Genomic DNA, 15,642 nt, shown 5'->3' with positions numbered 1-15,642 from the left:
AGTGAACGTTTCGTTTCAATATATGGGGTTATTGAACAAACCGATGATGAGAGTTGCAAGAATTTTTTCTATATACACCTATATATTCCATTATTGCGATATGGCTTAGAAAGATTATGTATAAGAAAAAAGCAGCTGAAAGATGAAACCTAAATGGGTTTCACCTTCCAGCTGCTTTTTTCTTCAATTAAGAACGTTTTAAAGATAATACCTCTTTGAGTAAACGGTGAATAACTTGTAGATCCGATGTATCTAATGAATGAAGAAGAGCATCGATCTTATCCAAAGCATCAGATCTCACTTTTGAGCGTTCATTTCTAATTTCGAATAGCTGAGAGGGACTAATCTTGAGGGCATCAGCTATTTTAAAAAGTGTTTCAAGGGTTACGTTAATTTCCCCTCTTTCAATTCTGCCTAAGTATGATTGATCGATTTTCAAGATCTCCCCAAGTTCCTCCTGGGTATAATTGTTTGCTTTTCTATATAGCCTAATTTTCTTCCCTACATCAGTATAAATAGTGGACATTTTGTCACCTCTTAAATAAAGAGTAGGCAACAAAAGTGGGTAAATGAAGAGTATTAAACTACATAATACCAATTGAAAATAGTTCATATATATCCTAAAATGGATTTAGAAATAGCAAGAGGAGAAGTGAAAAATGACATCTTTGGCTCGTCATCATGTGATTGAAAATGTGTTGCAGTATAAGATGCGTGGAAAAGTAGCCTATCTGGGTAACGTTTCTGCCATGTCAGCTTTACAGATTACTTATGTGAAACCATACGATCATCCATCAGGAAAAGGATATCAGCGGCCGGTAGATAGTAAACGTTGCAACGATTTTGCAATGTATCTCTCGAAAGGAGATGACGCATTATTTACTCCTATTTTGCTAAATGCAGAGTCCAATTGGGAATTTAGTGCATATGACAAATCAAGATCATCGTTTGGGAGATTAATTTGTAAAGACAAGGCATCTTTAATGGATGGACAACATCGTTTAGGTGGAATAAAGCGTTACACACAAGATACTAATTCCGAAATTATTGTTCCATTTTTGGCGTTTCATTACCTAGATGAAGACGAAGAAATAATGCTGTTTGATACGATTAATACAAAGGCAAAAGGAATTGGAATATCTCTAAGTAAGTATCTTCATCGAAATTCTGATGATAACAGTTGGGTAGCGACACAATTGATTACGCGAAGTGATAGCCCTTTTCATTTCAATAGTACTTTAACAGGCAAAAGAAGTGTTGGGAGACATGTTACACTTCAGAACCTGTATAAAATGTTAGAACTATTGACGAAGTCCGAACATGTCGCAAGTCTTGATAAAGAAGAAAAGCTCATGTTATGCCTTGTTTATTTTAATTCAATTAAAGAGCAATTTAATAAGGAATGGCTGAATTATAAGGAATACCGATTAACTCATATAGTATGTTTAAATGCCTTAGCTATAGCCGGAAACGAAGTCTTCTCAATTTGTGTTGGAGAAGAAAAGAGAACAATTGATTATAACCAGGTTACTAAATGTGTGAAAAAGTTGAAGAATGTAGAATGGTCGGCAATTGGACCACTAAGATATATAAAAGGATTAAGTGGATCTAGGACGTTAGCAAATGAGTTAATCACTCAAATGGTCTAAAAACCAACCTAGAGTCCTCATAAATATGGGGGCTCATATTTGGTTAAAAAGGTGGTGTGAAGCCTTCTATGCTTACAGTATGGATAAAGCCTTATAAAGGAGAAGCTTTGAGTAGCTTTATAATGCGTCTTGCAATGAGCAATGGTGTCGACATGCTTACTTTATGGAATCATATAAAAACGACTCACTTTGGTATGGCTCAAAAATCAGATATTCATTTAATTGACTTCACTCCTCATACTGTGATTAACCTGGGTTTATTTTCAAAATTAACTGAGTTGACCATTGAGGAGTTACTTAACATGACGTTCTATAATACACTCTATAAATTTAATCACAATGATAAAATGTATGCCTCACGTATTCTGAGGGGGATGATCAGAGAGAAACTACATTATTGTCCCGAATGTTTAACGGAGAAGAGATACCTTCGGTTAATTTGGAAAATTGAAGGTGTGAAAATTTGCTCTAAGCATTTGTGTTATTTATGTACTCATTGTAAATCTTGTAATAAAGAATTTTCGTTATCGGGAATATACAGCACTGGTATTAAGTTCTGTCCTGAATGTTCCCATGAGTTAAGTGATAAAATCAAAATGGGGATAGCTGATAAACAAGTATTAAAACAACAAAATTGGTTGCATCTTTCCTGGGAAGGGCTGGTTCAAAGGAGTAAGCTTACGTTGACTCCTTCAGAGGTAGCACAAAGATTATTATTTATAATCAACGAGAAGAGTCCTGAGTACAACTATTCATTGCTAGTAGAATACTGTAAGAAAATAGACATTAATTATCAATCATTGTTACAATGCGCAAGAAACTCCCAAAAGCAGATAAGAGCAATACATATAGCGCAGCTTCTTGAGATTTGCTATTTGAAAGATACACTTCCTATTGAGTTATTGAACCTTACAATACCGGAGAGCTTCCTTAAACAACTTTTATATACTTCTAATCTTAATGATAATGAACCATTGTGTATAGCTCCTTGGTGTAAGAGTTACTTAAAAGGTAATTCACTTGTGAGAATGGGGACTCATTATAAAAAGTTGAAAAGTGGTAGAGTGCTTAAAAATCAACTTATATGTACAGAGTGTGGGTGTCAGTATGTTTGGAACGAAAATGGGGAGCAGTTAGAAAAGGATCATTTTATCAATGGATTTAAACTTTTAACTAATAATCCGGATATTTCGTACAATGAATTAGCTCGGAGGCTTGTAATATCAACTAGTAAGTGCCAAAAAATTGTTGCCTACTTTAATGCCAGAAAAAGTAATATAGAATGGGATAAAGAACTTCTTACGAAAATAAAAATAGGGATTAAAGGAAATGTGGGGGTAGAGGAAATAAAACATTGGACTTGTTGGTCCAATAGAATGCATTTTTTAACGTATTATTACCATATTGATGTTATTAGAGAAAGAATTTTTAAGAAAAGAACTATGCAGCCAAAGGTTTCATGGGACAAAAAAATAAATGAATTAGAATCAATCTGTAATGAAATGCTTCAAAAGGATAAGGATATCACTATTTCTTCTATATCAGTAGCTTTAGTTGTGTCAGAAAAAACAATTCAAAAATATCAGCAGGCCCATTCACGTATCATGGAATATAAATTATTACAAAAAGAGCAACGTAAGAAAAAATGGGCTGATGAGCTTTATATAAAGATAAATGAATTTGTAGAAAATTTCACAGTAGAATGCTTCCTTTCGAAAGAACTATTTAACTATATTGGTGTACGGCAATCATATTTAATAAAAGCAGCACCAGAGGTCAATGATTATATTATCAATATTAGGAGAGCGTATAACTGTAAGAGTAGGAATTAGTTTGGTTTGGTCTCTCTGGGATTAGTTAAGTAGTAAGGAATTGAATCGCTTAACAAGAATGCTAATGCGGGATACTAAACCCATGGCTTCTTGCTAAAGAATACTTAGATAAAATGGACAAAGATAATCAATCAGTAAGTGTAAAGGACACAAGTGATTACTTAGGGATTAAATCATGTGATATGTATAATTCATATCCCTTTTTGGTGGTATGAATACTTAAGTATGAGTCAAGGTTACGTGTTTAAAATAGCACCAGAAATAATTAACTATATTAATGAGCAAAAGAACAGGTTTAAATCTAAGTCGTATTGATCAATGGACTGAGAGGGGGGAAAGAATGTACCGATATCTTTTGAATTCAAACAAAACACATCAAATTTATTTTACTGATGGTGTTTATGAAAAGTCCATTATTGAATTCGAAAATGAGGAATGGGCTATAACAATGACTCAATTGCTTAATGATGCATATAAAAGTGGATTAATGGATGGCGGGCCTTTGTATTTAAAAACAAATTATCCTCACATCTATTTCGATGAAACACTAAAAAAAATTCGATCTACAAGACAAAGTGTGTCCGTGGATTCCTCATCTGGAAATGAAGAAAATGTAATAGACGATACCTGCTCATAAAATATTCTAATTAATAATGCATATTATTAAGGTGATCATATGTTGGACTCTAAAAAAATTATTCAAAATGCTATTCGCTGTAAGTATTGTCTTAATATTATTGAATCTATTGTTCTTTATGATTATAAAGAATGTGCTTGCGGAAAGGTTGGATTAGATGGTGGGCATGATTATTTAGGTCGCACTGGATCACCTGATGATTATGAAGAGTTGTCAGAATGGATTGTCATTGTGAATAAATAATTGGGACAATAATGAAAAATTACTACTAGCTTGAGTGAGTATGTAAAGTTTTTCGTCCAAAATTGTTTTGCCGTTGGTTCTCGGTAGATCGTCTAAGATTAAAAGCGAATTTCTATCAAGTGAAGCACATACGGCCATATACCATTATGACCAACTTTCGGAAGAATCTACTTCAGTAATGGAGGTCAGTGCTTCGTCGATTCGTAAGCTGGATAATCTTGGAGAAAGATCACGTAATCGGCCCCCCAGCCTTTATAGACATTCTGTTGCTGTGCAATCAGTGCCGCAAGCTGTATTTTTCCTCTTCCCATATCGCTTGAAGAGCAATCCAAGTTACAGAATGCAGTTGGTCAATGATAGAGGTATGGTAGAGATCGAATTGATTTGGAGACTAACTGTAGCACCGCCTCGTGACTGTGAGTGAGTCCATGGGTTGGGGTATTATGCTTCATAAACGATGACAATAGGAGCGTTTTACCTAATCAAACTGTTCCTTATTTTTATTGAATTGCTTGGATCAAGAGAAACCAGGATACAAAATTGATTTTGAAAATTTTTATTGGTGTGATGTACACATACGATAGATATTGCACACCGCTAGAAAAAGGACAGAAAATTATTCTTGATTTATTGTTGCCTGAATCAAAGATGAGTAGTAAAGAAGACTGAACTAACGGAACGGTGGCTGCCGACATAGTACGGCAGCCACGTTGGACTAACGGGCAGGATAGTTGAATTAAACAAGGGTATAATATCACCAAAAAAACTGGAAGGAATGATTGCCTTGTTTAAATGGTTTGTTTATTTGATTTTAATTTGCACTATGTTTCTTGTTATTAACAAAGAACCAATCATTGCTACAGCTAATCCTAAGCTTTTTTCTTTGAATGTAGACCTGGACAAATTACAAAATGCTGCCGATTTCAAACTACTTGCACCATCTCATTCGGACCAAAGGTATAAGATGGAAATCAAAGAGACCTATCCATTTGTACCTAGTCAACCCGTTTCAAAAGTTAGACTTCATTATTTTGATAAATCTGGACAGACATATTTGTTTGCAATTGAAGAACACAAGGCGGTTGGCTATAAAATAGAACGAGATGTCACTAGCATTGATATTCGAAATCGAACAAGTACAACAAGAACTTTTGTTGAGGATTTTAAATTTAGTGAACGTGGAGAGAAAATTAACATAAACGGAAGTGAAGGGCGATTTGAACCATGGGCTAACCACATACGAGGAGGATACCTACGCTGGGTCCAGGATGGTACTTTTATTGAAATCGACAGCAAAGTTTTTACTAAAGAGGAAATGATCGATTTGGCAAAAACAATGTTCAACTAACGAGAAACGGTAGTTCAATAAAAGCAAGAAGCAGCCGATTAACGGGATTGGCTGTTTTTGTTCAACTAACGGGCTGAATTGTTTAATTTGCCATCCTTCGTTAAATTAGATTTGTATTCGGTCAGGCCAGGACTGTGCACATTAGCAATCCATGAGAAACAGGACATGCTGTTGGATGATAAAATGTAGACATAAAGAAGGCTGCATATGGAACGTGTAATCTTGATGATGAATGTGCGAGAAAACCAGGGAGGAGAGTCAGTCCCATGGCAAAGATCGTTTTCGCATTGAACCAGTCTCTGGACGGATTCGTCGACCACGACCACACGGCATTTCAGCCCCACGTGGAAGCTGATGAATATATCAATCCAGAAATCTCATGTTTACGCGAAATTTCAGAGGAGACAGGCATAACAGTAGGACAAGTAGATAACCTAAATCGTGGCAAATAATTGTCGGGGGATAAGAACATAGTCCCATTAGAAGTCGCTATTTTAGCGGCTTTTCGTATTATCAGGTTAGCCAGAATCTTCTGGTTGGCCTTTTTTTGTGGTCGTTTTACGATGGGGGGAGCCGGGAACGTGGCGGCTTTAGGGGCAATGAACCCGTAATAAAAACTGTTCTCTCACGACCTCAGGAACTTAATATGGAAGTATCGTTGCGGAGTCAGTCCCCCCTTTACTAGATAAACTGTGCTCCTTTTTTTAACAGTTTCAATGATACAATGAGAAAAACTGGTGGGTCTAGAGAAACAGTTTTGCCACGATCTTTAAAAATAGAGCATTGAAAAGATCGTGTAGTCTGAGAAAACAAGTTGCCTCAGTGAAATTTGTGTTCCGTAAACTGAACACAAATTGACTCTAGCGTGACTATGTTGAAAACCACATGGCTGGTTTACCGTGATACTTCTTACAATTATTACACTTGATAATTTTCCAGCCTCAATAGGCAATTTGCTGGAGAGGCTTTATAAATTAACCTTAATTGATCGTGATTTTTTATTCTCCGATAGCATACTGAAACATGCCATCCTCATATCCTCTGATATCAAGCATATTTAAATGGTCGTCTTATTTAGTGTGCCGAAAGGTGGGATATGATTTGTCGGATCCTTTTGTAATCAGATCATTAGACGAAGTACGTTTTTGGTCACGCATTATGAAAGAACATTCCTTATTTCTTCGACTTGGATTTAGATGTGAAGACACGCAGTTAATTAATGAGGCTAATCAATTTCAAGCAATCTTTGAGGAGATTGAAAGAAGATCACATTCTTATCAAGCAGATACGGATCCCCAAACAATTAGACAGTTTAATTCAGAAGTTCACAATGCTGCTTCACACATTTGGGCATTTAAGAGAAAGGTACTTGGGCTTATACTAAGGTGCCAACTTCCTGGGGGAACCAATTTCCCTTTGCTTGTAGATCATGTTAGCCGAGAAGCAAATTACTTTAGAAATCGGTTAGAGGAACTCAATAGCGGGAGACTTGAACCATTACCTGATGCGATTATCGATGAAAATGTCTTTTTCCTAAAAATCATGGCTGACCATGCAAAATTTATAGGTCATCTGCTGGATCCATCCGAGCGAAAATTAGTGGAACAAGCAAAGGAGTTTAGCCAAGATTTTGATACATTGATGTTTCAAGCCATTGACTTAAGTTCCATGCGTCCACAATCGCAAACTCATCCATTACTAAGTCAATTTGTTGATGAAAACCGCGTTTCAGTCAAATCATTGCGAGATTTTAAGAAGACGGCGCGCGACTTAATTGAGGAGTGTCGAATCAAAAGTATCATTCACCCTTTATTAGCAGATCACGTTTTTCGTGAAGCCGAACGATTTTTATTTATTCTTGACATGTTCGATCGGTCATTGTGTGGCATGAAGGTAAACAAGAAAGAAATATTGTTGTAATGTAAGGGAGGCACTATTTGATGGAAATACAAATAACTGGTTTTGTTGTTCATTCCAATGACTTCGATTCCGGACATTCACATAAACTCTTTCTTACATCTTGGGATGGAAGACCAGTTAACGTTCATGATCATCCCTTTGAAGGAGATACATCCTTTGATGTTGGACACTTCCATCATTATGTGGGTGTAACTGAACCAGCTCCAAGCGGCGTTCCACACGTCCATCATTATCATGCCCAAACATCATTTAATGACCAACACAAGCACATGATTAGAGGAACAACCGGCCCCGCCATTCCCTTGGCAGGCGGTGGGCACTATCATTATTTTGAAGGTTATACTACAGTAGATGGCAGAATTCCACATGCTCATCGATATAATGGAAAGACTGGTAATGAACAAGGAGGATAAAATAACATCAAACGTAGTCAGGAACTGTAATCTTGTCTTGTTAGGTGAGTGTTCTCGCATTGTAATGATATCTGTTAGATAAGCGGGATATGACCTTAAAATGACAGTAACCTGACTCAATATTGAACACCACCTGAAGGTTTTACCATGATAATATGTAAGCATAGAAAAAGGCGAGAATGACACGCACGGCTGCAGGAATGCAGCATATGACCGGGGCGTAAATCTTCTCATCTTTTTTGTTTTCATTGGATACAGGAACTAAATATTGTAAAACCGGTGTATCTATTGTTGCACTCTAATAAAGTGCTGATACAAAAAAGAGTGTGACAACTGCAGCGATAATGCTAGCCAATACTGATACAAATAAGAGTGTGATTACGATACTAATAATGTTTGCTAATGTATTCGATTTATCCAACTATAACTCTCCTATCAAATGACTTTCCCATTTCCAGAATAATACAAACAGGGAACAATATCAAAATAGTGAGGGAATAGGAGAAATTAGGACCACAGTTGAGTAAAAGGCAAAATTCAGAATTTGTTTATTTTGACGCCATTTTCGGCAGCTCGTTAAAATGGTCTTATTCTTCCTCTTTAGTTACTAAGTACAGATGCTTTTAAACCAAAGAGCGTAGCGTTTTTGCTGCGCCGGTACGGTCGCAATGATCTTTTCTCGAATTTAATATAAATCCGAAGTCGTTCCTAATATGGAGCGGCTTTTTATCGTGTCTAAGGAGCGTGAGGGTTATATGAAATGGAGTGGTTGGGTAGACTCACATCGGGCAAATCGTCACGAAAACGAGAGGAACAACGACATGGCCGGAAAACGTAATAAGCTTCAGCGAATGGGGTATAAACCGAAACAGCCGGATAAGTGTAAGAGGTGTATTTGGGGTGAATGGACAGAGACGAAGCAGTTCTGTAGCAGACAGCAGTGTGTAAGAACCCCTCTAAATCCTATCCATGGTACATTGGCACATTCTGATCATTATTGCCGAAATGTCCAGTCTAAGGCCGTCTATGTACATAAACTGTACCATTCCACAATGCAAGGAGGTAAATATCAGTGAGTTACGATAAATCTTGTTACGGTCACGGTAATTCAGTAGGTATTGTACTGGTATTATTTATTCTCTTGGTTATTATCTTAGGAACTTTTTGGATTTAATCACACAACGGCACGTAAAGAACATTCATTAAATTAAACAGAATTAATTCACCTGTTGTGGTGCTATGCCATACTCATGTATCATTCCCTTCGATTGGGGGCGGTAAATTACCGTCCCCATGTACACTTTCCAAGGCGATGGCAAGCTTATTCTGAATGTCCTATACATAAGTGAATAGGTTAGAGACGAGGGGCTGGAAAACAGCAGAAAAGGGGCATCGCGTTGGCGTGTGTCCCTATCATATACAGAAACCAACTCAACTCAATTAATCGATAAAACAAAACGAAAGCTGTTGATTGTTGAGTTAAGGAAATTTTTTTTAATTTCAGCCATTGTTTTTAGCACCCGAAATATACTAGGCTCATAGAAAAAACGTTTCTCTAGACCCACTTGATCCCTGATTGGTAACATTATCTTCATGATTAATGTTATTCAAATGATTAAGGAGGAATCTCGAGGTGGATCAATTGAAATATGATAATTTAAAATTGGGTGAAAAAGGCGCGATTATCAGCATCGTAGCATATATTTATCATCCCTAAAGTTGTTCATCGGCTATACTGCAGGCTCAGAAGCATTGAAGGCCGACGGATTGAACAACGCGACAGATATTGTTGCGTCTATTGCTGTATTAATTGGACTCCGGCTTTCTCAACGTCCTGCGGACCGGGATCATACCTATGGTCACTGGAAGGCTGAGAGTGTTGCTTCGTTAGTTGCATCTTTTATAATGATGGCGGTGGGTTTTCAAGTACTCTATGAAGCTGTAGGCTCTATTTTTGAGGGAAGGAAAGACTCCCCTGATTTAGTAGCAGCTTATACGGGAGTTTTTTGTGCGGTTGTTATGTATTTTGTCTATCGCTACAACATAAAACTTGCCGAAAAGATTCGTAGTCAGGCGCTTATGGCTGCAGCGAAAGATAACATCTCAGATGCTTGGGTAAGCATTGGTACAGTAATTGGAATCATCGGTTCTCAGTTTGGTTTACCTTGGCTGGATCCTTTAACAGCTGTAATCGTGGGGTTGTTGATTTGTAAAACCGCCTGGGATATTTTTCGTGATGCAACTCATCATTTAACAGACGGCTATGATGAGAAAAAAATTGATTTATATAGGGAAACTGTTTTGACTGTTAGAGGTGTGGAGGGTGTTAAAGACATTAGAGCCAGATCTTATGGAAGCAATACTAGTGTAGATATTATTCTCTTTGTCGAAGCAGGTTTAGATTTGTTAGAGGCACATGATATCTCAACTCGTGTAGAAAACGAATTGAAATTGGTACATGATATTTCATATGTACATGTCCATGTTGAACCTTCATTTGAAAATGAGGATATGCAGAATAATAGGGAACTATAGTTTGATATTATTGCACAAGTAAGATTAAGTACCAATATTGAAGTTTTTGGGACTAATATTAGTGAAAAAGGATGAGCTGATACAGTTCGTCCTTTTCTTGTTGCCAAAATCTGCGGAGGTAGTGAAATTAAAAGGACGATTTCGGATTCTTTGACAACAGATTATATTATTCAACAAACAACAGGAGGAGATATTATATTTGTCTAATGATACAAAAGTGACTACAGGAGATCAGCCAGTTCTGGGTTAAAAATATCCTGAAAATGTATGGATAACAAATTGGTTGGCACATCTAATATATAGACTTTGCGACCTCGTGCAGGCAAGGAATGGGATTATGTCGGAGGAAAATTCCGATTATAATGAGACTTCCAGAAGCTACTGCTTGGAAAAAGACCAGAATCAGCCCGAAGATCTGAATCAGGGGATCTAAATAACTTAATATTTACAACAATTTTTCCATGATTTTAACATCCACATATTTCCCATCCAAGACCCCTTGCTTTTCAAATACCCCCACATCACGGTAACCAAGTTTATGATATAAGCCTTGACCATTTTGATTAAACGGAAATGTAAATAACACAATTTTATAAAAGTCTTTTTCCTTGGCAATCTCCTCAAGACGATGTAGAAGAATGCTTCCAACTCCCTTGCCCCTAAAAGCTCGATCGATGTATATGGATAGGTCGGCAACACCGTCATAAGCACATCGTTGTGAGTATGGGTTGAGGGAAGCCCAGCCGATTACTTCATTATCATACTCAGCTACAATGACAGCGTAGCGATCCTGATGTTGCTGGAACCAATCATTCATATATATAATATCTTTTTGATCAACTTCTAGTGTAGCTATACGATCCTCAATTCCTTGATTATAAATGTGCAATATACGTTCCACGTCGCCAGTATCTGCTGCTCTAATCAAAGTGGTTTTCATTGTTAGTTCCTCCTATGTAGGAAATATAAGCTTAGCAGCAGGTGACACAGCAAGTATTTATGCGTGGTTGTCTTGAAAACGAGAAGGGTATACGTGTTTGTTTTCTATTGAGTTCTTTATTGGTTATCTCTCGGCTTTTTTGAATGTGAAGGTCACTTTTCATTAAATACTCTGCAACGTAAGAATGGAGCAACATCGTAATTCATCTCCTATATATCAAATTTATTATTCAGATAATGGGCCGCAGCATTTATTAGATTTCGCCATCGCATCGTTAAAAATTTTAACGGAGTGAAGCACGGTTTCTTTTTCGAACTCAGTCATATACGAAAATACTTCGTTAAGATAGTCGTTCATTTGTCGATCAATGGTTGTTGCTATAAACTTTCCTTCCGTCGTAAGTGCCAGTGTATAAACTCTTCGGTCCTGAGGATCTTGAGTTTTTTTCACTAAATTCATTTTGATTAAAGATTGGACCTGTCTGCTAAACGTTGTAATATCAGTTCCCAAAGTTTCGGCGATTTGTTGCATCGAAGGATTGTGCTGCCGGTCAATCTCATATAAGATGTGGCTTTGTACTAACGAGACATCATTTCCTCCGACACTGCAACAGGTTTTATTTAGAAGACCAAATCTTCGGGTCATGATCTGAAACAACTCACGAGCATTTTCCATTTTGAATCACCTCTTGTCATAGTTATACAACAAATATTTGCAACATGCAAATATAACGTGGGATCCCATATAAGATCTTGGATTTTAATTCATATGAGCTGGCTGAACGATTATTAATCAAAATATTTTGATTTATTTCTTGAATATACAATTATTTCATGATATGCTTCATTCATCAAATTTTATTGATGAATGGTGGGACGTCTAATGATGAATCACTACATGATGGAAAAATTGATTGAATATCAACAAAATGAAATTGAGCTGAAGGCACGACAGATGTGGAAGTGGTTGAATTCACAACACTTGAGACAGACGATGAACATCTCGGCACCTATCACTGTTCAACCAACCGCTGCTTGTTGCCCTTGCTGCTAAATGGAGGTAAAAAGTTTATGATCAAAGAACTGAACGTTATCCAGCCATCCAGCGTGAATGTTAATTTTGCCCAATACGAAACTAAATTCAAAGCATTGGCTGATCAGAAAAGACTGAAGATCATGCATGAGCTTAGTCAAAAAGGTAGTGTTTGTGTCTGTGACCTGATGGAAATCATGGAAATGCCTCAGTCAAAGCTATCGTATCACCTAAGAATTCTACTCGATGCCCAGATGATCACTCTCGAGACGAGGGGGACTTGGAGCTATTATGAGTTAAATCATGCTGTAGTTAATCGGCTGCTTTCACCTGAGTTGTGTTGCATTTTTCGTTCGATAGACGACAAGCAGAGTGGATGCTGCTCATAAAGTCCAATGGTCTAACTTCATTATTGTACTTCTTATCAAACTTATACTTGTAATATGCAAATAAAGAGATTAGAATTCCATTTATAGCACGATCTGAATTCGAAGTGTGACTTATCTAAACCGCTGTACGTACATTGGCTCATAAATCAAAAAAAATTGATGTATATCAAAACTAGGAGGGCTTACGAATGAAAAATATCGAATTTAAGGTAGCCTCATCTTCTTGTTGTACTCCCCAAGTACCGTCAAACACTAAAGAAGCTGTAAAGGAGGAGCATGCGTCCTATAACCCTAACCTGCCCGTCGCGATTATCGGTGCCGGCCCGATTGGTTTGGCTGCAGCAGCTCACTTGGTGGAGAGAGGGCAAAAATTTATCCTTTTTGAAGCCGGATCCAGCATTGGTCAGAACATTCTACAATGGGGACATGTACGTCTTTTTTCACCATGGCAATATAACATGGATAAAGCCGCTGAGCGTCTTTTACGTATGCATGGATGGCAGCCACCCGTCCTAACGGAATTACCTTTCGGTCAAGAGATCGTTCATCAATATTTGAGACCTTTGGCGAAGGTGCCTGAACTGGAGCCCTATATCCTGTTGAATTCCAGAGTGGTTTCCATCTCGAAAAAAAACACAGATAAAATGAAATCGGCTAAGCGTGAAGCTGCGCCATTCGTACTTTATGTTGAAACAAATAACTCCACGGAACGCTTTGAAACCAGGGCAGTCATTGATGCGTCCGGAACCTGGGGACAGTCGAATCCGCTGCATGCAGACGGGATTTGGACACGTGAAGAGCGTGATTTGAAAGATCACATTTATTATGGAATTCCGGATTTATCGGCAGAACAAAGGCAGAAGTACACAGGGAAACGTGTAGTAGTTGTAGGAGGTGGGCATTCGGCGATCAACACATTGCTGGATCTAGCCAAGCTCAAAGAATCGGATCCGAATACGGAAATTATTTGGGTGATGAGAAAGAAATCGGTTGAAGAAGCTTACGGTGGAGAAGAGAATGACCAGTTAGAGGCTCGAGGAGCACTTGGAAGCCACATTCATCAGTTGATTGATGCCGGCCAAGTCCAGGTGGTTACTCCATTCATGATCGAGAAGGTTTCTAAACACGATGGAAGGATTCACATCAAAGGGACTGCAAATGGTGAAAGTAAGGCGATACAAGAAATCGATGAGATTATCGTAAATACAGGAAGCCGGCCGGATTTCTCATTCTTGAGTGAGATTAGACTTAGTATTGATCCTGCTACGGAGAGTGTTGAAGCACTAGCGCCCCTTATCGATCCCAATGTACACAGCTGCGGAACGGTAAGACCTCATGGTGAAAAAGAGCTGCGCCATGTAGACAAGAACTTTTATCTCGTTGGCATGAAGAGTTATGGCCGGGCACCAACCTTTCTTATGGCAACGGGCTACGAACAGGTCAGATCCATTGCAGCATACCTGGATGGCGATATGGAAGCTGCATCGAAGGTTGAATTAGAGCTGCCAGAGACCGGCGTATGTGGTATTAGCAGTGGGCCGAATGCCAACGATTGTTGCATGCCGGTTTCATCTGATAAAACGAGCTGCAATTAATAATTAGAGAAGGGGAGAATCGAAAGACAGGATTCTCCCTGTACAAACAAACGAAGGAGTGAAGAGTGATGTACAAATCAATCATTATAGGAACGGGTCCAGCAGGTTTAACAGCAGCCATTTATTTAGCTAGAGCTAATTTGAATCCGCTTGTTATTGAAGGACCTCAACCAGGAGGCCAATTGACATTAACTACAGAAGTTGAGAATTTCCCTGGATTTGTTGATGGAATCATGGGACCCGAGCTCATGGATAATATGAGAAAACAAGCGATTCGATTCGGTGCTGAGTTTAGGAATGGTTTGGTGCATGAAGTGGATTTCTCTTCACGTCCGTTTCGATTGTCCGTTGAGGGGCTGGGTCAATTGGAAGCTGAAACGATCATTCTCTCCACGGGAGCATCCGCGAATTTACTTGGCGGTATACCAGGCGAGAAGGAGAATATCGGCCGTGGCGTAAGCACATGCGCGACATGTGATGGTTTCTTTTTTCGAAATAAAGAAGTGCTGGTCGTGGGCGGGGGAGATTCTGCCATGGAAGAAGCCAATTTCCTTACGAGGTTCGCTTCTAAGGTAACGATTGTCCATCGTCGTGATGAACTGCGTGCTTCGAAGATTATGCAGGAACGTGCAAGACAAAATCCTAAAATAAGCTGGGCTCTTAGCAAAGAATCCACTGAAATTATCGCAGATGATCGCGGAGTTACCGGACTGCGAGTCAAGGATATAAAAACAGGAAATGAAGAAATCATCGAGACCAACGGAATTTTTATTGCGACGGGTCATACGCCCAATACGGCATTTTTGAAGGGACAGATTGATACCGATCCAGTTGGGTATATTCGTGTGAAACCTGGAACAACTGAAACGAACATTCCTGGGGTTTTTGCTTGCGGTGACGTACAGGATCCGAAGTACCGTCAGGCGATAACAGCAGCAGGTACAGGATGTATGGCGGCGCTAGATAGCGAACGATTTTTAGAAGCAGAATCCGTATTTATAAAATCAGTCACAGATCTGGCTAATGTATAAGCGTATGCTTATGTGTGAATTGAACTTCACTTAAAAAAGATAACAAAATTAATTCAAACAGAAATCGATAAGGCACAA

14 protein-coding genes and 1 pseudogene are annotated in these 15,642 nt (G+C 38.3%); 12 read left to right on the top strand and 3 right to left on the bottom strand.

The genetic code is table 11. From position 1 onward, the window contains the following. Positions 1–187 precede the first annotated feature (187 nt). Positions 188–526: a helix-turn-helix domain-containing protein gene (locus tag AK95_RS22095; RefSeq protein ID WP_071222049.1), complete on the bottom strand. Its 339-nt coding sequence runs from the start codon at positions 524–526 to the stop codon at positions 188–190. Between the two features lie 133 nt (positions 527–659). Between AK95_RS22095 and AK95_RS22090 the strand changes: the two genes are divergently transcribed. From AK95_RS22090 to AK95_RS22055, 9 genes and pseudogenes are all read left to right on the top strand, one after another. Continuing rightward, the gene (locus tag AK95_RS22090; RefSeq protein ID WP_071222048.1) at positions 660–1,649 is read left to right on the top strand and encodes a DGQHR domain-containing protein; all 990 of its coding nucleotides are present in this window, start codon (positions 660–662) and stop codon (positions 1,647–1,649) included. A gap of 68 nt (positions 1,650–1,717) precedes the next feature. Further along, positions 1,718–3,481, top strand: a complete 1,764-nt coding sequence (locus tag AK95_RS22085; RefSeq protein WP_071222047.1) for a TniQ family protein — start codon at positions 1,718–1,720, stop codon at positions 3,479–3,481. A gap of 340 nt (positions 3,482–3,821) precedes the next feature. Beyond that, positions 3,822–4,118, top strand: a complete 297-nt coding sequence (locus AK95_RS22080; RefSeq protein WP_071222046.1) for a hypothetical protein — start codon at positions 3,822–3,824, stop codon at positions 4,116–4,118. A gap of 39 nt (positions 4,119–4,157) precedes the next feature. Next, complete coding sequence (locus tag AK95_RS33625) at positions 4,158–4,361, top strand: DUF7695 domain-containing protein (RefSeq protein ID WP_074961922.1); 204 nt, start codon at positions 4,158–4,160, stop codon at positions 4,359–4,361. A 784-nt stretch (positions 4,362–5,145) separates the two neighbouring features. After that, positions 5,146–5,709, top strand: a complete 564-nt coding sequence (locus tag AK95_RS22075; RefSeq protein WP_162487628.1) for a DUF4367 domain-containing protein — start codon at positions 5,146–5,148, stop codon at positions 5,707–5,709. A 266-nt stretch (positions 5,710–5,975) separates the two neighbouring features. Continuing rightward, positions 5,976–6,161, top strand: a complete 186-nt coding sequence (locus AK95_RS34960) for an NUDIX hydrolase (protein WP_071222044.1) — start codon at positions 5,976–5,978, stop codon at positions 6,159–6,161. A 706-nt stretch (positions 6,162–6,867) separates the two neighbouring features. After that, positions 6,868–7,629: a DUF2935 domain-containing protein gene (locus tag AK95_RS22065; protein WP_071222315.1), complete on the top strand. Its 762-nt coding sequence runs from the start codon at positions 6,868–6,870 to the stop codon at positions 7,627–7,629. Positions 7,630–7,649: 20 nt separating this feature from the next. Continuing rightward, positions 7,650–8,042 (top strand): YmaF family protein, encoded by a 393-nt coding sequence (locus tag AK95_RS33620; protein ID WP_074961918.1) that lies wholly within the window; start codon positions 7,650–7,652, stop codon positions 8,040–8,042. Between the two features lie 1,633 nt (positions 8,043–9,675). Beyond that, positions 9,676–10,577: pseudogene (locus AK95_RS22055) on the top strand (cation diffusion facilitator family transporter). A gap of 445 nt (positions 10,578–11,022) precedes the next feature. On the opposite strand, the gene AK95_RS22050 reads toward AK95_RS22055, so the two are convergent. After that, positions 11,023–11,517: an arsinothricin resistance N-acetyltransferase ArsN1 family A gene (locus tag AK95_RS22050; protein ID WP_071222042.1), complete on the bottom strand. Its 495-nt coding sequence runs from the start codon at positions 11,515–11,517 to the stop codon at positions 11,023–11,025. Between the two features lie 225 nt (positions 11,518–11,742). Further along, positions 11,743–12,192 (bottom strand): MarR family winged helix-turn-helix transcriptional regulator, encoded by a 450-nt coding sequence (locus AK95_RS22045; RefSeq protein WP_071222041.1) that lies wholly within the window; start codon positions 12,190–12,192, stop codon positions 11,743–11,745. A gap of 431 nt (positions 12,193–12,623) precedes the next feature. Between AK95_RS22045 and AK95_RS22040 the strand changes: the two genes are divergently transcribed. The 3 genes from AK95_RS22040 (at position 12,624) to trxB (ending at position 15,564) form a co-directional block, all read left to right on the top strand. Continuing rightward, a complete protein-coding gene (locus AK95_RS22040; protein WP_162487640.1) occupies positions 12,624–12,938 on the top strand; it encodes an ArsR/SmtB family transcription factor in 315 nt (104 codons plus the stop codon). A 188-nt stretch (positions 12,939–13,126) separates the two neighbouring features. After that, positions 13,127–14,533, top strand: a complete 1,407-nt coding sequence (locus AK95_RS22035; RefSeq protein ID WP_071222039.1) for an NAD(P)-binding domain-containing protein — start codon at positions 13,127–13,129, stop codon at positions 14,531–14,533. A 68-nt stretch (positions 14,534–14,601) separates the two neighbouring features. After that, positions 14,602–15,564, top strand: a complete 963-nt coding sequence (trxB, locus tag AK95_RS22030; RefSeq protein ID WP_071222038.1) for a thioredoxin-disulfide reductase — start codon at positions 14,602–14,604, stop codon at positions 15,562–15,564. The last annotated feature ends 78 nt before the right edge of the window (positions 15,565–15,642 follow it).

The organism is Paenibacillus sp. LC231 (genome assembly GCF_001860525.1).
Classification (GTDB): Bacteria; Bacillota; Bacilli; order Paenibacillales; family Paenibacillaceae; genus Paenibacillus_AQ.
Note: the sequence above shows the minus strand (reverse complement) of the source record. Positions and strands in the feature narration are given on the sequence as shown.